This window comes from Hoyosella altamirensis, from assembly GCF_014191505.1.
GTDB classification, from domain to species: domain Bacteria; phylum Actinomycetota; class Actinomycetes; order Mycobacteriales; family Mycobacteriaceae; genus Hoyosella; species Hoyosella altamirensis.
In genome coordinates, this window is sequence record NZ_JACHWS010000002.1 from 592992 (window position 1) to 612204 (window position 19213).

Genomic DNA, 19213 nt, shown 5'->3' on the forward strand with positions numbered 1-19213 from the left:
TGGGAAAACGCTCCTGCCCTGGAATAGCGATGCATTCGCCGCGTAGTCAGTGGCAAAGGGGCTACCGAGCGTCAACTTCGGTCCGCAGTGCCCGGTAACCCAGACCAACAAACTAAAAAAGTCAGAGGCCCGGTGTAGCGTCAGACAAAATCCGCGATCCGCAGACCCGGATGCGGGCGCTGCCGTATCGCACAGGCAAGGGACAAACCATGCCCTCCGTATCACCAAACACGCTTGACATCACTCATAGGACCGGTCTCGCTGTGATCGCGATTTCTGCGGTTGCCGTGTTGTTGCTGATGGGCCCCAACGAACCGCAGTCAACCCGCATTGACTCGGTGACAAATGCACGCGATACAACTTCCGAGTTCGAGTCGTCCGTTGACAGTGCACTTGCGGCATGGCGCACCAATGAAGTTTCTGCGGACTCTGCGCCCAAGCAACAGGTCGTGAACGGGTGGGTAGCGCGTGATCTGCTCGAAGTAATTGCGCATCAGAACAACTTTCTCATCGAAGAAGTTCGTGACTCCCGCTCGGATGCGGCATGGCATACAAGGGCGACTGTGGGGATGCTCCAGGTTCGAGATGAGCGCTTGCCGTGGCTGCTCGTATTGCTGATCGCTGCGATCGGCTGGTTTGGGATCACGGCACCGCGGCGCAGCTAGATTATGAGTGACTTTCGACGTCCCGCCCCTGAAGGCAAGCCCGTCCGGTCTGCGACCAGAAACGGGCTCACAGGTCTCGTTCTCCCCAACGGGGCCCGGGCATCCACGGTGCGTACTGATGAACCTCTTCGCCCCTTAAGATGAGGACACGAGGCCGCTTCGTCTCGTCCGATGCCATAGTCGCGCTCCGCTCAGCGTCGCCCTCCCTAGGTGGTTCAGGAGATTGACGGCCGGGCACTGCAACTCTCCGGCCGGGCGCGATGCGCGCGTCGAGCCCACGCGCCGGACCGGCTACCTGTATACGCGCGTCAACACTGCATTCACTGCAGTCGAGGTCCGAATCATCAATGTCGTCTTCCTGCCAGTCGATGTCCACATTCCCGCTTCGCTTTGTGGAGATGCCCGGCGAGGTTGTGGTGCTGCTCGGGTGGAGGTCCTGGTCGCCTTCCCACACAATGTCGGTCTTCTTGAGACGCTGAAAGTTCATCATCGACGACCGTGCGGGCGCGAAGAGCAGCAGATAGTTCTCAGTCGGCGCGGTAACTTGCCGATCCCAGTGCGTGTCACGTCCTCGCGCGTATGCCCGCACCCGGTACAGCCCGGAACCCTGCCAGTGCGTATCCGGCACCCAGAGAGCGACCTCACCGTCGAGGGTCCTCACTGCTGGCTTCGCCGTAAACGGGACAGTGACCTCCTCAGCCACCTCCCATTCCGCAATCTCAGAATCTTCAGGCAAAGATTCTATTCCCCGGACCTCAACGGCGGCAGGACCGTACGCCACGCCGGTCTTCAGTGTCACAAAGCCGCGGCCCGCCGAAAGCAGAGTTCCCGACGCACGCTCAGCTAACGTGTCCGCGCCATCACAACCGAACGCGAATTGATGATGATCCACCCCAACAACTCCCGTAACACCCACGCTCAAACAATACGCCGCAACCACGGAGCAGCCGGACGAATACTTGGCCGCGACGGTGCGCCGTATGGAATTTCCATCACCAACCCGCGTTCAGCGAAATAACTGCGATTAGTTTATATTTTCAAGCTTTGACTATTGAAACTAAAGCATTCACAGGCTTAGAGTGCAGGTATGCGCTCCTACCGGCAGTACTGTGCGGTTGCCAAGGCGCTTGATGTGGTGGGTGACCGCTGGACACTGCTTATCGTCCGGGAGTTGCTGCTTAGGGGCGGGTGCCGGTTCACCGACCTGCAACGAGAATTGCCCGGAATCGCCACCAACCTGCTGAGCGAGCGCCTCAAAGAACTCGAACAGCATGCGATCGTCACGCGCGAAGCGGCCGCTCCTCCGGTGGCCACCACGCTCTACCACCTGACGGACACAGGCCGCGACCTTGAGCCGGTGGTACGCGCTCTCCTGCGCTGGGGGGTGCGGTTCATGCCGAATCCCACTGGAGACGAGGCCTTTCGGAGCCACTGGCTTACCTTTCCAGTGTCGGAGCTGCTGCGGGATAGCGAGCCTGACGGCCCGCCCGCCTCGATCGAGGTACGCACCAACGACCAGCCCGCCGTCATCGAGATAGCCGACGGTGAGGTGACTTCTCGAGTTGGCGTTGCGACTTCGCCAGACCTCGTACTCGAGGGTGACGCCCCGACGATCCTGGGGGTACTCACCGGCATGCTCGGCATGACAGAGGCCCACCAGTTCGGACTGCGCTCGGAAGGCTCTGCAGTGGTGCTCAGCAGGCTGCAGTACCGAGACCCAGCCCAAAGCGCAGCCGAACGCGGCATTGCACGACACGTCAGCCATGTTCACCGTCCCGAAGAGGTCTAGCCATGACACATCAGTGGTCCGCCGATATACGTCCGTCCTGGGTGGACGGTGAGCTGTTTCCCTTCCAGAGCCGTTTTTTGGAGATCGACGGCAACGTAATCCACTACATAGACGAAGGATCGGGACCGACGCTACTGTTCCTGCACGGCAATCCCACCTGGTCGTTTGTGTACCGCGATGTAATCCGCGCACTGCGGGACGAGTTCCGCTGCGTGGCACTCGACTATCCAGGTTTCGGCCTATCCGTCGCTGCACCCGGCTATCGATATCTGCCCAATGAGCATGCCGACGTAGTCGTGGCCTTCATCGACCGCCTGGGCTTGTCGAGCACTACCCTGGTCGTCCACGACTGGGGTGGCCCGATCGGCTTATACGCGGCCGAGAAACGGCCGGACAAATTCGAACGCCTCGTCGTGGCCAACACGTGGGCGTGGCCGTTCAACGGCGACCTGCGGGTCGAGCTGTTCTCCCGCCTTCTGGGTGGACCAGTCGGACGCGTGCTGATTCAGCGGTTCAACCTGTTCGTCAACGCGTTGATCCCCGCCGGGCACCGGCTACGGAAGCTCGACTCCGCCGAGATGGCACACTATCGGCATCCTCTCGCCACGCCTGAACGGCGGGCCGCATCAGCCGTGTTCCCACGGGCTATCACGGCCAGCCGCACCTTTCTTGCCGAGGTCGAAGCTGGGCTGGCCGACATCGCATCCCTTCCGGCCCTCATCGTGTGGGGCGACGCCGACATCGCGTTCCGAGCAAAGGAACGTCAACGATGGGAGCAGATTTTCGCCGATCACGAAACAGTGATCATCGAAGGCGCGGGCCACTTCGTGCAGTCCGACGCACCGGATAAGGTCGCGGCGTCGATACGCCACTGGCTGGGTGAAAATAGTTGATCCAAGCGCCGCCAATTCGGTGACGTGCGAGGCTATCCGCTGAAGGGAAAGCCCAGTTCGTCGCAGTCACCAGGATCTACGTAGCATGCCCGGCCCTGGTAAGCGGCGGGTTTCCTGCCCTCCCGGCTCCTGTCCTGCTTCCGCCGGATTCCAGCTTTCTGTGGCGTGAACGTGGTGTGGGTCTAACCCCATCGCCGATATGCCGCTAGTTTTGGGGTCTTCCGTTTTGTCCGCTTCAGTGATGCCCTGGAGTGGAGGCGCCCGGAAATGTCAGATACCACCGTGCGTATTGGCTGACCGGCAACGTCACGGTGGAACAGGTGAGGGGTGCGCGTTGGGCGAGATACTAGTAGTTCTGCTCGTGGTCGGGTTTATGTGCGGGCTCATCAACGGCGCAATCGCTGGCAAAAAGAACTTCGACACCACTACTCATATGTTCGTTGGGTTCCTAGCTGGACCGCTGGGTGTCGCGGCTACCCTCCTGATGGAACCGAAGCCTCCGCAGCCGCCGGGTACGCGATCGGTGGTCTGCACACGCTGCAATACTCGCCAGAACGTGCTGCAGGCGGCGTCACGGTTTGAATGCTGGCACTGCAATCTGATCACCCAGTAGCTCCAATCCACAGCGAGCCCGCGTCAGTCTGGTCGCCCAAGCTCCAAAGGGACGAAGGGACACGAATGGAACTGTTCATCGTTGTGTGGTTCGTCTGCGGTGTCGTGTCACTCGCGATCGCGAGCGAGAAGAACAGACACGCGTTCGGGTTCTTTCTACTGGGGTTCCTCCTCGGCCCTCTCGGGGTTGTATGTGCTGTATTAGCTCCGCGTGGTGATCCGCCCGCACCAGTGGGGATGCGCGTCGTCACCTGTCGCAGGTGCAACGCCAGACAAAACGTTCCGGTGAACGACAATCGGTTTGAATGCTGGCAGTGCAAGACAGTCGCCCCGGTTCGAGTTGCGTATGCGCGCCCGCAAGCGGTGACAGGGCAGAACTCCATGCGCGACTGGCAGGACCGCTACCCGCCCATGGTGCAGGGGGACTCTACCCGTGCGGTCGCTGATCAGAACGAGGGTGTTGTGAAGCGGTGGCAGGTGATAGCACTCGTCGTCGTCTTCGGCGCGCTCGCTGTACTCGCGATCGTCGCGCTTGCCGCTTAGCCAGCAAAATCACCCTCACTGGGAAGGTACTGTTCGACGGAGGCCATAGCGCGCTACCTCGACTGCGGGATCCTTCAGCATTGGAGTCCGCTCTGGCGTATCCGGGCCACCCTTGGGAATGGGCGAGGCGATGACTGGCGTGCAGCAAGCAGCACGAGAGCTAGGCGGTCAGCCAACCAAGCGCCTCCGCCGGGAAGATATCCGTTCTATTGGTGCGTCAGGTTCTTCCGCAGCGATGTCAAGTAAGCACGGGTCCTTGGTGCGCAGACCTACATGCTGGAGCAGCTGCCAGTGATTGAAACCGTGGGGTAAGTGTGGGATCGAGACTCTCAACACGGTCCAGAGATACGAAAAACCCCGCATACTCGGGAATGTTTTCCCTGGTAGCGGGGCATTTCACTGTCTCAACCAGACGTGCGCCCGAGAGGATTCGAACCCCTAACCTTCTGATCCGTAGTCAGATGCTCTATCCGTTGAGCTACGAGCGCGTGTATTCAGTTATACCGGCTAGACCGGCGGCGGAGGCGAGAGGATTTGAACCTCCGGTCCCCTTTGAGGGGGACAACTCATTAGCAGTGAGCCCCATTCGGCCGCTCTGGCACGCCTCCCTGGGCCCCTTGCGTGGGCCACCGGAAAGACTACACATGTCTATACCGCTATTGCAAAACGCCTGCCCACGCCCTGTTCCCTCATCGCAAGTTGCTGTCGAACCATTCGAAGATGTGCTGCCTGGCGGCGACCGCAGCCACTTCGGGTGAACCGTCTGCTGTGGCAGGTATGTCGTCAACGTCATCGGCACCTTTCGAGGTGAACCCGAAGCCTTCGTCGGGCCGGTGCCCGAGCCCTGGATACGTCACGATCAGCGTCGCCACGTTCGCCCGGGCAGCGGATTCCCGCAGTAGTTCGATCTCTGACGGCGGCGTCAGCGGGTCGTCCTCTCCGAAGATTCCCAGCCACGGCACCCGCAGTTCACGGACAGCGTTGGCAAGCGGCAGGGTTCCGGCCGCAACGGGCTCGGATATGCCGTGCGCCGCGATACTTACGGCCGCTCCGATTCGCTGAGTGGTGCTGACGAGCGCCGCCGCCGTGCCTGCACTGTCGAATCCCAGCACGCCGACACGATCCGGCCGAATCCGCTCCCCGAGGAGCCACTTTTTCGCCGCGGCGAAGTCTTCAAATAATGCGTCTCCGAAGACAGGATCGGTTGATTGGGGCTGCCTGTGGAACAGGTCGGGCGCCGTCACAGCCCAGCCCTCCTCGGCAAGATCTTCCATGAATTGAAAGAGGCTGCGGCTGAAGGAATGGGTCTCGTGCAGGAGCACAATGCCCCCGCGCGCCCGTCCCTCCGGTTCCACAACAGTGAGCGGCACTCTCTTTTTCGCGCTACCCGGCAGGGCCGCTGATTCCTGCCGGACACGCACCATACGGATCCCCGACATATGTCTACTCTCCCACCGGTTTGTCCGTTTTTCGAGTGCTGGCTCGGGCTGAGCCTGCGAACACGAGGACCAGATACTCTGACAGGCGTGAGTGATTCCGCACCTACGGCGCGTACCCGTCCTGATCTCGCCAGCATTCCCGTCTACGTTCCGGGTAAATCCTGGCCTGGTGCCATCAAGCTGGCGAGCAATGAAACGTCGCCTGGGCCGCTTCCCAGCGTGGTGGAGGCGATCGGGGAAGCCGCAGCATCGGTGAATCGCTATCCAGATAACGGTGCGATCGCGCTGAAAGCTGCCCTGGCGAACCATCTGAAGGTGGATCCGGCGCGTGTCTCTGTTGGTTGCGGATCCGTCAGTCTCTGTCAGCAGCTCGTGCAGGCGACGTGCGGGCCGGGTGACGAAGTACTCTTCGCGTGGCGCTCGTTCGAGGCCTATCCGCTGGTCACGCTTGTCGCGGGAGCCACTCCGGTGCGTGTGCCTCTTGATTCCAGCGCTGTGCATGACCTCGACGCCATGCTCGCCGCGATCACGGACAGCACCCGGTTGATCTTCGTCTGCAATCCCAACAATCCAACGGGAACCGCAGTCGGTCGTGCTGAGCTGGAGCGGTTCCTGGATGCGGTGCCCGATCACATTCTGGTGGTGCTGGACGAAGCGTACTTCGAGTACTTGCGCCCTGAAGGGTTCGCGGAAGGGGACCAGCCCGACGGCATCGTGATCAGCCGGAACCGATCGAACGTTGTTGTTTTGCGGACTTTCTCGAAGGCCTACGGGCTCGCTGGTCTGCGCGTTGGGTATGCCGTCGGCCATCCGGAGGTCATCGCCACACTCGGGAAGGTGTACATCCCTTTCAGCGTCAACAGCATCGCGCAAGCGGCGGCGATCGCTTCTCTGTCAGTGGAGGATGAGCTGCTCGCGCGAACATCCGCGGTTGTCAGCGAACGGGAGCGTGTGCGTCAGGCGCTCGTCGACGCCGGTTACTCCGTTCCGCACACTCAAGCGAATTTCGTGTGGCTGGATCTCGGTATCGCTACTAGTGAGTTCGCGGCGCGCTGCGCTGAGGCTGGCGTTCTCATTCGCCCGTTTACCGACGAAGGTGCGCGGGTGACGGTCGGAGATCGCGATGAAAACGACGTTTTTTTGCGATTCGCGAGGAGCACAGCCGCCGAGCGCATTTTCGACGTTGTGTGACTAATATCAGCGGTTCATTCCAGCCACACCCGTGACAGAACTGTGACCGCAATGCGCCATGCTTGAGCACCGGTATGGCCTGACACTAGTAGTGATGGCCGAGATGCCGCGTGCGCCTCACAGCGTGCGATGATGCCGCAACGACGAGGAAGGAGGAGGCCATGCCCAAAGCACGCGGCCCTGGCAACTCCTCCCCACGGCGCAAGCACGGTATCGCGGCAGGCGTAGCTGCTGTCATCAGCGCCGCGGCCTTAACGTTGACGTCTGCGCCTACAGCGTTGGCGGCACCTGATATCCACCCACGTAATCAGCCGTCAGACGACGTTGAACTCCGGCTCCTTTCGTTCGGCGACCTCCGGGATGCGCTGCGGCCGCCAGAAGGTGACGCCGGGAGCCTCGTGCAGTCGGACAATTCGCGGGTTGAAGCTGGTGGCGCAGGCCATCTTGCTGCTTTCCTGGATCAACTCCGGCGACAGGCACCGCGGTCGCTGCTGTACTCCGCGGGCGGAAACATCGGGTTCGATAACGACAGCGCGTCCCGCGCCTTCCGGATGTTCTCCGGGGAACCGACCATTGATGTGCTGAACTCGTGGGACATTGCCGCATCCGCCGTCGGCGCACCCGAACTGGCTGAGGGACTGCCTGAACTGCTCCGGAAAGCGCAGGGCGGGTGTCACCCCGATCATGGCTGCCAGTTGAACGAAGAGTTCGCGGGCGCGAACTTCCCGCTCCTCGGCGCCAACCTCGTGGATGACGAGAACGAGCCCGTCACATTGCCTTTCTCCATCAATCACGTCGACGACATACCGGTCGGGGCGATCGGTGTTCTCATGCGCGATGCAGCCACCGGTGCCGCCGAAGCTGGCGCGACCGGGGATGACATGCGGATTGAGGACGAGCTCGAGGCGATCGAGCGAACTGCCGAGGTCTTGGAGTTCTTCGGAGTCAAGGCGATCACTCTCCTGCTTTACGGCGATGCGGGCCCGCGCGCCGAGGAAGGCCCGAACGGGTGCGGGCTGAGCGATGGACCCGCGTATCAGCTGGCCGCGGACGCGAGCCCGAACGTCGACGTCATCTTCTCGGCAGGCGGACCAGATGCGTTCAACTGCACGGTGCGCGACCCTGCGGGCGTCGAACGTCCCTTCATCCGCGCAGCGTCGAACGGGCGCACTGTCTCCGTCGCGGACATTGTCATCAATCGCACCACCGGCGAAGTGCTCCGGGACCGGACCAGCGCATTCAACCAGGTCGTAACGCGTAATGTCCCTCCTGATCAAGAGACCGAAGACATCATCGCCCGCGCTGAGGAACGCGCGAGTGAGATTGGCGGGCGCGAGCTCGGCGAAATCAGTGGTGAAGCGCTGAGCGAACGCACCGACGCCGGTGAGTCAGCCGCTGGCCGCATTCTCGCTGACGCCGCACAACTTGCTGCAGCCGGAGCCGCCGACTCCCAAGCCACCTTGCTGCCCCCATCAGCCTTGCCGGAGGACCTAGCGGAGTCGATCACCTACGGTGACGCGTTCAGCGCTCCGCGCTCCGCCATGCTCGTCACGCTCACACTGACTGGCGCGCAATTGCAAGAGACGCTCGAACAGCAGTTCCGGGACGGTGGCGACGTCGTTCTCCAGCCTTCTGAAGATCTGACCTACGTGTTCGATCCTGACGCGAGCCCGGGTGCGCGAGTCATCGATCTCCAGATCAACGGGGAGGCCGTTCAGGCGACTGATACGTACCGGATCACCGTGACGGACCGGATCGCGGTTGGCGGCTACGGTTTCACCGCACTCTCGTCGGGCACCGACCGGGTCGCGTCGACTACGACGAGTAAAGCGTTCACCGACTACATCAGTACCCGCTCCCCTGTCGCTGTGCCTGAGCAGGAGCGGATCGCGCTGCGCTGACCGCGTCGAGACCCGCCCAGTAGGGTGAGGACATGCCGCGCACCATGACTGTCTCCGAGTCAATCGACATCAGCGCACCCCCGGAGCAGATTTATGCTTTGATCAGCGACCCCACGCAAACAGGCAATTGGAGCCCAGAGAACACGGGTGCGCGGGTGACCAGCGCACCACATTCGGCCGCAACGGTCTTTCACGGGACGAACAAGCGAGGGCCTTTCCGCTGGGTCACAGAATGCGTCGTCACCGTTGCCGACGCACCTAGCCGGTTCCGCTTCCAGGTCCGAAAATGGGGTGTCGGTAAACCTTTCCTGAGGGTCCCCGTCGCCACGTGGGAGTACCAGCTTGCGCCTACGCCGCACGGCACGCGCGTCACCGAAACGTGGATTGACGATCGGAGCGCCTGGCCCGATTCAGTCAGTGCTGTGGTCGACCGCTTGCTCACCGGTGGCCGCACGTTCGCGGAGTTCAACCGTCGCAACATAGCTGTGACGCTGAAAAACTTGAAGGCGGCGGTGGAAGCGGAGCACCGCTAGAAGCTTGTTTGACTGCACGCTTGCCCCGCAGAGCTAATTGGTGAAGACTGTCCCCAAATATTCTGGTGATGCGCGTCACCATTTTGCTCAGCGAGGAGCCCTACCGTGACAGGTGTCTGCAGGCGTGTCGGAGCCGCCGCACTTGGCGTGCTGTTGTGCAGCATTCCACTCATATTCGCGATCCCTACCGCCACAGCCGCACCGTATACGCAGTACCTCGACCTCACCGAAGACAACAGCCTCGGCGAGCGCAGCGGTGGGTTCTCCTCCGAGCTGCCACTCAACCAGCAGACCTTGCGAAGCGCGCTCGACGATGCGCGCGCGGCCGGTGTCGCACCGAGCCGCTACGGCACGCTGCTGCGCCAGTATTGGCTAACCGTGGCCGCCGACAACGCCGGGATCGACCTCGCCGGATGGGAGCCACAACGCGGGCTGACCGCAAACCTCGACACAGTCGACAAGGTCTACATCAATTACCTGCGGCTCTACAACGAGAACCCCGAGTTCTACTGGACCGGGATGGCTGGCCTCGCTGGGATCTCTTTCGCTGCCGGCTTCTGGGACCTCGACGACATCGGCCAGCTCCTCAGCGTTCCCGGCATCCATGAGCTTGGTAACGCAGTGGCGGACGCGCTCGCGGACCTCCCCTGGCAGATCGCGGAAGACATGCCGCGCGACGTCCACCTTCTCGCCACCGAAGGCAGCACGATCACCCAGGCCGACATCGACTGGTACTTGCACCGGCTGCTCATCAAGCAACGCAACATCTTCATGGACATGGCTCCCCTGCACGAGGCCTACATTGCGGGCGGCATGGCAGAAATCAATGAGCTTGCCCAGAGCGGAGCCTACGACCCCTACATCATCCAAGCCTGGCAACTCCTCTCCAGCGGCACCCGTCAAGGGCTCGCCGAGGCGCTGCTCCGAATGGCATCACGCGAACAAAACCAGATCATTGCCGATCAGTGGGACGAAACCGCAGCCGGCCGCGGCAACAAGGGCCGGGTACTGACCTACGTGACGACGGTCGGCGGCAATCCTGACGTGCCAGGCGCGTCACCGCTCGGCGCGTTCCGGCCGCTCTCCGTCCATGCCACGATCGAGGGTCAGCGCGTCGCAGTCCACACTCCGCTCCCTGCATTCAACTGGGCTGACCGTGAGCCGCGCTGGGAGTACATCGAACAGGACCTCGTCCCCGCCTTCCGGACACTTGTGCAAGACAGGCCTGGGGACGCTGCCCGCGCCCTCGGGGTTTCCTTCAAAGACCAGGCGAACTCCAACCGGATCCTCATGCGGCTTCCAGACTTCATCGTGCAAATGACGAGTGGCTGGGCGGTGGTGCCTGCATGAGGGGAACAGGCAGCGCAGCAGAGGGACTAGAGACCGCTCCAGACGCAGCGAGCGGCGGATTCGAGCCCCGCCTCAAGAGCGCGATCTTGTCAACTCCTATGGATTCAACATCCATCGTGCGGCAGTTTGCATAACTATGAGTCAATAATAGATTCACTCTTGCTACTACCATAACTTTGCATAAGTATGGGAGCTATGACACCCGACGATGTGCGCCGCCTCGCCGAAGCAGGCGAGACACTTACTGTCGAATTCAAGCGCGGCACGGTGAACGACGACGCGATCGTCGAAGCTGTCGTGTGCCTCGCCAACGGCCACGGCGGAACTCTGCTGCTGGGGGTAGAAGACGACCGAAACATCACCGGCTGGAAACCCCGCAACGGCAAAACCAATGATGCGCACATTGTCCAGGCAATGATACTCAATAAAACTGATACACCGATTCCCACCGAAGTCGAGGTTGTGAACGTCGACGGACGCGATGTCGCCGTCATCTCAGTCCCAGATATGCCGATGCCCGTCGGCACGAAATCCGGCAAATACGTCCGGCGGACTACCCGCGTAGACGGCTCACCCCAGTGCGTACCGTATCTCCTGCATGAGATGCTGTCTGGCGGCTTGACAGCACAGGGCCGCGACTACGCATCCACCCCTGCGCGGGGCGCGACCGACGCCGATCTAGACTCGGCGGAGTTCGACCGCTTTCGCCGTCTATGTGCAAACGGCAAGGGCGATCGTGTGATCGCCGATTCAACTAATTCCGATATTCTGCGAGCGCTACGGCTGATCCTCCCGGATGAGGGATATCAGCTGACACTCGGCGCGATTCTCTTGTTCGGCACCGAGTCTGCGCTCGCACGATTCGTCCCGACAGCCGAAGTCGTGTTTCATGAGCTGAAGCGAGACGCGATCACCACTGACGAAACACTGCACCAACCGCTGTTCCGCGCCGCAGAACGCCTCTACGCCCTGATAGACGTTCGCAACTCCGAGCAAGAACTCCTGTTCGGCCTTCACCGCATCGGAGTTCCACGCGTTCCCGAAGGCACAATCCGCGAGTCCATCGCCAACGCTTTAGTTCATCGGGACTACTCCGAAGTCGGCCCCGTAACTGTGCAACTCAGTGAAGATCAGTTCCGAGTCAAGAGTCCAGGAGGATTCCCCGCTGGAATCACACTGGCCAACTTCCTCGATGACTCCAAGCCACGCAGCCCAATTCTTGCCGAAGCATTCAAGCGCGCCGGAATCGTCGACCGCGCCGGACGCGGGATCCGCGAAATGTATCAGCAGTTACTGCGCTCCGGACGCGGGGAGCCAGACTACTCAGCAACCAACGACAGAGCAGTGATCGTGTCGATCCCCACCACCGACGCTGACCTGGAGATCGTGCGATTCGTCTTCGAGTACGAAGATTCGACCGGCCACCGCCTCACGCTCCTTCAGCTACGCATCCTGCATGAGATTAAGGCAATGGGGCCTGAGACCGTCGGCGGCCTCGTCGAGGCCTTACATGCACCAGAATCTGCGGCCCGAGCTCAATTAACCCGACTGGCTGAGATGGGCCTCGTGGAGGCGCGTGGAGCCGGCCGCAACCGACGCCATCACCTAACCGCTGCGTTCTACAGGCTGGCACAGTCCAGTGAGTACGTCCGCCTGCAGGACACAGATCCCATCCAGCAGGAACGAATGATTCTCGCGTATGTCGCCCAGTTCGGGAGCATCACGCGGGGAAAAGTAGCCGAACTCTGCCGCCTCAGCCCAGACCAAGCCCGCGTCGCGCTGAAGAAACTCGTCGATACGGGGGATCTGGAGCTGAGAGGCGAAAAGCGAGGAGCTCACTACGTGCGGAGGAGGTCCTGAGCTACGGGTTGTGCCCACCCACAGCACATCACCCCGGCCGTCCCTACCCACCGTAGGGATCTTCATTAAAAGGCCCTGACCTCCAGTGCATCACGAGAGGTCAGGGCACAGAGCGGAAGCGGAGGGATTTGAACCCCCGGTCGCTGTTAACGACGCTCGCTTTCAAGGCGAGTGCATTCGGCCGCTCTGCCACGCTTCCACCGGAGATCCTAACGAACGGCCACCGGGATCCGCGAATCGGCTCGTCAACTACTTTGCTCGTGCAGGAATGAGTCGATTTTCTCGAACACGTCACTGAGGGAGTTGAGTCGCTTCTGATCGAGAAGGTCGATGAAATTCGCGCGGACGCTTTCTACATGACCGGGAGCGGATTCCCGGAGCGTGTCCAGCCCACGCGGCGTGATGCGTGCAATGACACCCCTGCCGTCGTCCTCGCAGGACTCACGCACCACAAGACCTTGCCCTTCAAGGCGCCGCACCTGATGCGTCAGCTTGCTGCGCGAGGCGAGAATGCCCTCGGCCAGTTCGCTCATGCGCAGGGCATTCCTCGGCGCTTCTGAGAGCAGCACAAGGATCCGGTAATCGGCCAGCGTCAGCCCAGTGGCATCAGCGAGGTCCCTGTTCAGGACGGCCATCAGACGCTGACTGCCATCAATGAACGCTCTCCACGCCCGCTGTTCCTCGTCATTCAGCCACCGCACTTGTGTTGGCTGTACGGGGATCATATGCGGTCTCCCTTTGCTCTGGTTTCTGCGTACCGAGCCTAGCTAGGTTCGATGGTTACCAAAGGAAAATACTGCCACAATTTGGGAACAAGGCGGTGTACTGAGAACCGCTAGGCTCGAAGCATGCGTGCCATCACGATCTCAGAGCCCGGTGGACCCGACGTTATGCGCTGGTCCGAGGTGCCCGATGTTCAGCCCGGCCCTGGTGAAGTCCTCCTTCGTGTCGCAGCGACCGCCGCGAACCGTGCGGACTTACTGCAGCGTCAGGGCCACTACCCACCTCCTCCGGGAGCCAGTGACGTGCTGGGCCTCGAATGTTCCGGTGTCATCGCTGAGCTTGGCGAGGGCGTGCACGACTGGGCGGTCGGAGATGAGGTGTGTGCACTGCTCGCGGGCGGTGGCTATGCCGAGTACGTCGCTGTTCCGCAGTCCCAGCTTCTGCCTGTGCCGACAGGCGTTGACCTGCGCGTAGCCGCGTGTCTGCCAGAAGTGGCATGCACCGTGTGGTCGAACCTCGTGATGACAGCGGGAATGCACCGCGGCCAAACAGTGCTGATTCATGGCGGCGCGAGCGGTATCGGGACGCACGCCATCCAGGTGGCGCGTGCAATGAATGTCCGTGTCGCTGTGACAGCCGGATCAGCGGAGAAGCTCACCGTGTGTAAGGAGTTGGGAGCGGAATGCCTCATCAACTACCGTGAGCAGGATTTCGTTGCCGAAATCGCGGCCTTCACCAGTGACTTTGCCCGGCAGGGTGCCGATATCATTCTTGACATCATGGGGGCGAAGTATCTGGACCGGAATATCGATGCGTTAGGCAAAGACGGGAATCTCGTCATCATCGGGCTCCAAGGGGGAGTGAAAGCGGAGCTGAACCTTGGCAAGATTCTGACGAAACGGGCACGAATCGCGGCGACCAGCCTGCGTGGCCGCCCCGTCACCGGCGCGGGCTCCAAAGATGAAATAATCAAGGAAGTGGTTGCGCACGTGTGGCCCATGATCAGCAGCGGGCTCGTCCGGCCGATTGTGCATGACGAGGTGCCCATCGCTGAAGCCGCATCTGCCCACCAGATGCTCGATTCCGGCGGGGTTACCGGGAAAATCCTGCTCAGCGTCGCCTGACCATCAACAAGCACCACCCGCAAGAATAGGAACATGTCCTTGTCAGAGAACGATGACATCGAAGTGATCAGCACCGAGCCAGTAGAGGCCGAGGAGTCAACGGCGGCACAGAACGGGAAGCAGGAATCATCACCCACTGCGCTCACCGACCTTGTCGAGCAGCCGGCGAAGGTGATGCGGATTGGCACAATGATCAAGCAGCTGCTTGAGGAAGTCCGGGCCGCACCGCTTGATGAGGCGAGCCGCACCCGTCTGCGTGAAATTCACGAATCATCCATCCAGGAACTTCAGGATGGTCTCGCCCCAGAACTGCGAGACGAACTCACCCGCATCACCCTGCCATTCGGCGAGGATGCCGTACCAAGTGACTCGGAGCTACGTATCGCGCAGGCACAGCTGGTCGGATGGCTGGAGGGGGTCTTCCACGGCATCCAGACAGCACTTTTCGCTCAGCAGATGGCGGCGCGTGCGCAGCTCGAGCAGATGCGCCAAGGCGCCCTGCCCCCAGGGATGAGCCTTGGACATGCACATCAGGACCCCGAGCACCCGGAGCATGGCGGACACTCCGCGACAGGCACCGGCCAATACCTGTAGCTAGTCCTGTCTCGCCAGCAGAGCTTTTCCTCGCTGGACCCCGGCGCGAAGCTTGCGCCGCACCCGCGGTGGTAACGCCTGTTTGACACGTACCCGCGCTGACTGGCGCGGGTACAACTGACCGGCAAGGCGTCGTTTGCGCGCCACCAGACTGTCGACGTTTCCGGCAGTAAATCCGCCGCGCGACGGCCTGGCGGGGGCGTCGATATCAGCGTTCAGCGGCAGAACTACCCATGGTGATCCTTCGTCGGTGAGCGAGCGGTGCTTGGTGTCGTAATAGTCCTTGCGCCCGCTCAGCGCCACGCCCGACGCGCCTGCCGCTGCGGCGAGCAGGTGCGGATGGAAGCGAGTGCTGATCCATGTTTGCCCTGCCCGCGCTGGCAGCCCGTCACGCCATAGCACGGTGAACGGCACAAATACGGCCCCTTCGATCCGGTGCGCGATCTGATCGTAGGCGACCCGATCAGTACCCGGGATGCATTCAATGACGGCTACTTGATCACCGGTCACACCCCATTCATCGAGCAAACGGATGGCAAGGTCGGCGACGCTCCCGCCGGGCACATCATCTGTGTTCGTCACAAGGTCGGACTGCAGACACAGGACGACGTCGCGTTGAGCGGCGTCACTCGTGATGTCGTACACAGGCACCTCGCGACGCAGTTGTCGATCGGTTCCTGACTTCGGATTTACAGCGAGCCACGCGTCGTCTCCAGTTGCGGTGACACCGAGGAGTTCGGCGGATTCACGGTCCCGCACGTCGAAGACGTCGAAGTCACCAACGCTCGCACGGAGCTCTTCCGCACTGCCCGCCGGCATGAGTCCCTGACCGGTGGCGTACAGGCGGGCGCCGGACCGTCGCGCCGCTGCACGAACAAGCCTCAACAAGCCGAGATGGTGCGGCCACACCGAATTCAGGTAACCACCGCCAAGCAGGTGGATGCTCGACGCCCTGGACAGCAGCCCGATCCCGTCTGCGAGCAGGCAAGCACGCCCCGGTTCATCGATGACCCGGTCCAGCAACTCATGCGATTCTTCCTGCGGCCGGTTGCCTGCCTCCACAGCGAGGCGCCACGCGGTGTCCACGAACAGCACACGCGGATGGCAGCCGTTCAGCAGCACGGAAGCCTGCCCTGGTGTGTGGCAGTCGAGCACGATGAGCGCGTGCGGCCGAGCCCGCGCCAAATATCGCAGCCAGGCCGCGGCGATGAATTCGTCACCGTAGTTGGGGTGCCCACTTGGAGCAATGAGGTAGACGACTTCACGACCTTCGTCGGGCTGCAGCATGAGGACAACTTTGGCGATCTCTTTACCTTTAGGCAACTCGAAGGCTCCTTCCGGGTGTCCCCCGCGCGGCCCTTCCACGATTCCATCGCCCGGCGACTAGGCTTACCGTTCGTGCCCGACTCACCGACTGATCCCCAAGGCGGCGCTCAACAGCCGGATGCCGAACACGCGCACGCGTTGCAGGTCGAGGTTCACGAGATCACCGCGAACTCACGGACCTTTGCGCGGGCGTTCGGTGATCTTCGTACCGGCCTGTCTCAGCGCGAACTGTGGCTGCAGCTCGGTTGGCAGGACATCAAGCAGCGTTATCGGCGCTCCGTCATCGGCCCGTTCTGGATCACCATCGCGACCGGCGTCCAGGCCGTCGCGATGGGGTTGCTCTACTCGGTGCTGCTGGAGGTTGAGCTTCGGACATTTCTTCCACATGTCACCGTGGGACTCATCGTCTGGACGATGATCCAGGGCGCGATCATCGACGGCGCGGAAGTGTTCATCAAAAACGAAGGCCTGATCAAGTTTCTGCCGTCCGCACTGAGTGTCCACGTGTATCGGCTGGCCTGGCGGCTGTTCCTGCTCTTCGTTCACAACATCCTGATCTACGTCATCATGCTCGCGATTTTCCGGCCCTCACTCGACTGGTCGAGCTTGCTCGCGATCCCCGGCCTCGTGTTGATCATGCTGAACGTGGTGTGGGTGACGATGTTCTTCGGAATTTTCGCCACCAGATACCGGGACATCCAGCCGATCCTCAACAGCATGACGCTGCTGCTCTTCTTCATGACTCCGATCGTGTGGACGACGGAGGGCCTGATCGCGCGTGGCGGCGAGGCTGCTGACCGCGCCCGTATTGTCGAGATCAATCCGCTGTACCACTACCTGGAGATAGTCCGTGCACCCATGTTGGGGAACTCCGTCGCGCTATACCACTGGGGCATCGTCATCGCCTGCACTGTTGTCGGCTGGGTGCTGACAATCGTCGCGCTGCGCAACTACCGGGCCCGCGTGCCCTACTGGGTTTAGGAGGGGACCAGTGGCTGACGAAGTACGCATAGACACTGCGCATGCCTGCGTCGACTTTCCGATATTCGACGCGAAAACCCGGTCGCTGAAGAAGGCCTTCCTGGGCAAAGCGGGCGGTTCGATCGGCCGCACCAATTCGAACGTTGTGGTGGTGGAAGCACTCCGGGACGTCACCATGTCGCTGCGCGAAGGCGATCGGGTCGGCCTTGTGGGCCACAATGGTGCCGGTAAATCCACTTTGCTGCGATTGCTCGCCGGGATCTACGAACCCACTCGCGGCAAAGCGCGCATCCAGGGCCGCGTAGCTCCGATCTTCGACCTCGGCGTCGGCATGGACCCAGAAATCTCCGGCTACGAAAACATCATCATCCGCGGGTTGTTCCTCGGTATGACCCGCAAGCAGATGATGCAGCGGATGGATGACATCGCAGAATTCACGGAACTCGGCGACTACCTGAACATGCCGCTGCGCACCTATTCGACTGGCATGCGAGTCCGGGTCGCGATGGGTGTTGTGACCAGTATCGAGCCGGAGATCCTGCTGCTCGACGAGGGCATCGGGGCGGTGGACGCCGACTTCATGCGCAAGGCCCGCAAAAAGCTGCAGGAGCTGGTTTCCCGCTCCGGCATTCTCGTGTTCGCGAGCCACTCTGATGAGTTCCTGGCCCAGCTCTGCGACACCGCAATGTGGATAGACCACGGCACCGTGCGCGAACGCGGGATGATCAAAGATGTTCTCACGCACTACAAGGGGCCCGAAGCCGCGAAGATAGTCGACAAGGTGCAGGCGGATATGGCGGCAGAGGAATGAAGATCATCGCAGTTGTGGTGACACACCGCCGGCGTGAGCTCCTCACCGAATCTCTCGCGGTTGTGGCGGGCCAGGACCGTCCCGTCGACCACTTGATAGTCGTGGACAATGCCTCCGAGCCGGAGGTGAAAGAACTCGTCGAATCCCAGCCGGTACCGGCGACATACCTCGGTTCACAGCACAACCTGGGCGGCGCCGGGGGATTCGCGCTGGGAATGCTGCATGCCCTCGCGCTAGGCGCGGACTGGGTGTGGCTGGCCGACGATGACGGCCGGCCTGAGGGGCCGGAGGTTCTGCAGACCCTGCTGGACTGCGCTGAACGGTACGACCTCGCTGAGGTGTCCCCCGTGGTGTGCAACATCGGCGAACCCGACCGGCTGGCGTTCCCCCTGCGGCGCGGGGTCGTGTGGCGGCGCTGGCGGCACGAGCTTGGCGACGAGGACTTCCTTCCGGGCATCGCGTCGCTGTTTAATGGAGCACTGTTCTCGTCCAAAGCGATCGAGGCGGTGGGCGTCCCGGATCTTCGCTTGTTCGTCCGGGGCGATGAAGTCGACGTCCACCGGCGACTGGTCCGCTCCGGCCTTCCATTCGGGACGTGCCTGCAGACGGCATATCTGCATCCTGACGGGTCAGACGAATTCAAGCCGATTCTCGGCGGGCGCATGCACACCCAGTACCCCGACAACTCGGTGAAGCGCTACTACACCTACCGCAACCGGGGATATCTGCTCGCGCAGCCGGGCATGCGGAAGCTTTTGTTCCAGGAATGGGTCCGGTTCAGCTGGTACTTCCTGGTAAACCAGCGTGACTTCACTGGCTGGAAGGAATGGAACCGGCTTCGGCGCCTGGGGCGCCGCGAGCAGTTCCGGCGCGTGTAG

19 protein-coding genes and 3 tRNA genes are annotated in these 19213 nt (G+C 61.8%); 15 read left to right on the forward strand and 7 right to left on the reverse strand.

Going from position 1 to position 19213, the window contains the following annotated elements:
* The first annotated feature begins 209 nt into the window (after window positions 1–209).
* Window positions 210–665, forward strand: a complete 456-nt coding sequence (locus FHU29_RS11590; RefSeq protein ID WP_064441383.1) for a hypothetical protein — start codon at window positions 210–212, stop codon at window positions 663–665.
* Between the two features lie 67 nt (window positions 666–732).
* On the opposite strand, the gene FHU29_RS11595 is transcribed toward FHU29_RS11590, so the two are convergent.
* On the reverse strand, window positions 733–1581 hold the full coding sequence (locus FHU29_RS11595; RefSeq protein ID WP_157095273.1) for a hypothetical protein: 849 nt from the start codon (window positions 1579–1581) through the stop codon (window positions 733–735).
* 171 nt (window positions 1582–1752) lie between these two features.
* Between FHU29_RS11595 and FHU29_RS11600 the strand changes: the two genes are divergently transcribed.
* The 4 genes from FHU29_RS11600 to FHU29_RS11615 all read left to right on the forward strand — a co-directional run bounded on the left by FHU29_RS11600 (window position 1753) and on the right by FHU29_RS11615 (window position 4502).
* On the forward strand, window positions 1753–2454 hold the full coding sequence (locus FHU29_RS11600) for a winged helix-turn-helix transcriptional regulator (RefSeq protein WP_064441385.1): 702 nt from the start codon (window positions 1753–1755) through the stop codon (window positions 2452–2454).
* Between the two features lie 2 nt (window positions 2455–2456).
* Window positions 2457–3347, forward strand: a complete 891-nt coding sequence (locus tag FHU29_RS11605) for an alpha/beta fold hydrolase (protein ID WP_064441386.1) — start codon at window positions 2457–2459, stop codon at window positions 3345–3347.
* 334 nt (window positions 3348–3681) lie between these two features.
* Window positions 3682–3960, forward strand: coding sequence for a hypothetical protein (locus tag FHU29_RS11610; protein WP_064441387.1), 279 nt, complete (start codon window positions 3682–3684; stop codon window positions 3958–3960).
* Window positions 3961–4025: 65 nt separating this feature from the next.
* On the forward strand, window positions 4026–4502 hold the full coding sequence (locus tag FHU29_RS11615; protein WP_064441388.1) for a hypothetical protein: 477 nt from the start codon (window positions 4026–4028) through the stop codon (window positions 4500–4502).
* Between the two features lie 415 nt (window positions 4503–4917).
* Here FHU29_RS11615 and FHU29_RS11620 read toward each other — a convergent pair.
* The 3 genes from FHU29_RS11620 to FHU29_RS11630 all read right to left on the reverse strand — a co-directional run bounded on the left by FHU29_RS11620 (window position 4918) and on the right by FHU29_RS11630 (window position 5941).
* A tRNA-Arg gene (locus FHU29_RS11620) sits at window positions 4918–4990 on the reverse strand.
* A 31-nt stretch (window positions 4991–5021) separates the two neighbouring features.
* Window positions 5022–5110 (reverse strand) — tRNA-Ser (locus FHU29_RS11625).
* An 81-nt stretch (window positions 5111–5191) separates the two neighbouring features.
* Window positions 5192–5941: a dienelactone hydrolase family protein gene (locus FHU29_RS11630; RefSeq protein ID WP_157095275.1), complete on the reverse strand. Its 750-nt coding sequence runs from the start codon at window positions 5939–5941 to the stop codon at window positions 5192–5194.
* Between the two features lie 87 nt (window positions 5942–6028).
* On the opposite strand from FHU29_RS11630, the gene hisC reads away from it, so the two are divergent.
* The 5 genes from hisC to FHU29_RS11655 all read left to right on the forward strand — a co-directional run bounded on the left by hisC (window position 6029) and on the right by FHU29_RS11655 (window position 12776).
* Entirely contained in the window at window positions 6029–7132 is a 1104-nt protein-coding gene (hisC, locus tag FHU29_RS11635; protein ID WP_064441389.1) for a histidinol-phosphate transaminase, read from the forward strand.
* Between the two features lie 161 nt (window positions 7133–7293).
* On the forward strand, window positions 7294–9033 hold the full coding sequence (locus FHU29_RS11640; protein WP_064441390.1) for a bifunctional metallophosphatase/5'-nucleotidase: 1740 nt from the start codon (window positions 7294–7296) through the stop codon (window positions 9031–9033).
* A 32-nt stretch (window positions 9034–9065) separates the two neighbouring features.
* A complete protein-coding gene (locus tag FHU29_RS11645) occupies window positions 9066–9566 on the forward strand; it encodes an SRPBCC family protein (protein WP_064441391.1) in 501 nt (166 codons plus the stop codon).
* Window positions 9567–9671: 105 nt separating this feature from the next.
* Window positions 9672–10916 (forward strand): DUF2515 family protein, encoded by a 1245-nt coding sequence (locus FHU29_RS11650; RefSeq protein WP_064441392.1) that lies wholly within the window; start codon window positions 9672–9674, stop codon window positions 10914–10916.
* A 195-nt stretch (window positions 10917–11111) separates the two neighbouring features.
* Window positions 11112–12776 (forward strand): RNA-binding domain-containing protein, encoded by a 1665-nt coding sequence (locus tag FHU29_RS11655; protein WP_064441393.1) that lies wholly within the window; start codon window positions 11112–11114, stop codon window positions 12774–12776.
* Between the two features lie 113 nt (window positions 12777–12889).
* Here FHU29_RS11655 and FHU29_RS11660 read toward each other — a convergent pair.
* Window positions 12890–12975, reverse strand: a tRNA-Ser gene (locus tag FHU29_RS11660).
* Between the two features lie 46 nt (window positions 12976–13021).
* Window positions 13022–13501, reverse strand: a complete 480-nt coding sequence (locus tag FHU29_RS11665) for a MarR family winged helix-turn-helix transcriptional regulator (protein WP_064441394.1) — start codon at window positions 13499–13501, stop codon at window positions 13022–13024.
* A gap of 123 nt (window positions 13502–13624) precedes the next feature.
* Here FHU29_RS11665 and FHU29_RS11670 point away from each other — a divergent pair, with 123 nt between their 5' ends.
* Both FHU29_RS11670 and FHU29_RS11675 read left to right on the forward strand, forming a co-directional pair.
* A complete protein-coding gene (locus FHU29_RS11670) occupies window positions 13625–14623 on the forward strand; it encodes an NAD(P)H-quinone oxidoreductase (RefSeq protein ID WP_064441395.1) in 999 nt (332 codons plus the stop codon).
* A gap of 33 nt (window positions 14624–14656) precedes the next feature.
* Window positions 14657–15217 carry a bacterial proteasome activator family protein gene (locus FHU29_RS11675; RefSeq protein WP_064441396.1) on the forward strand — a complete coding sequence of 187 codons (561 nt, stop codon included), beginning with the start codon at window positions 14657–14659 and terminating at the stop codon, window positions 15215–15217.
* Here FHU29_RS11675 and FHU29_RS11680 read toward each other — a convergent pair whose 3' ends face one another.
* Window positions 15218–16540, reverse strand: coding sequence for a polysaccharide pyruvyl transferase family protein (locus FHU29_RS11680; protein ID WP_232323020.1), 1323 nt, complete (start codon window positions 16538–16540; stop codon window positions 15218–15220).
* Between the two features lie 75 nt (window positions 16541–16615).
* Here FHU29_RS11680 and wzm point away from each other — a divergent pair, with 75 nt between their 5' ends.
* The 3 genes from wzm to glfT1 are packed head-to-tail and all read left to right on the forward strand — an operon-like array spanning window position 16616 to window position 19213.
* Window positions 16616–17524 carry a galactan export ABC transporter permease subunit Wzm/RfbD gene (gene wzm, locus FHU29_RS11685; RefSeq protein ID WP_439951634.1) on the forward strand — a complete coding sequence of 303 codons (909 nt, stop codon included), beginning with the start codon at window positions 16616–16618 and terminating at the stop codon, window positions 17522–17524.
* Window positions 17525–17534: 10 nt separating this feature from the next.
* Window positions 17535–18335, forward strand: coding sequence for a galactan export ABC transporter ATP-binding subunit Wzt/RfbE (gene wzt, locus FHU29_RS11690; protein WP_064441397.1), 801 nt, complete (start codon window positions 17535–17537; stop codon window positions 18333–18335).
* Complete coding sequence (gene glfT1, locus FHU29_RS11695) at window positions 18332–19213, forward strand: galactofuranosyltransferase GlfT1 (protein ID WP_064441398.1); 882 nt, start codon at window positions 18332–18334, stop codon at window positions 19211–19213. The genes wzt and glfT1 overlap by 4 nt, the downstream gene beginning before the upstream one ends.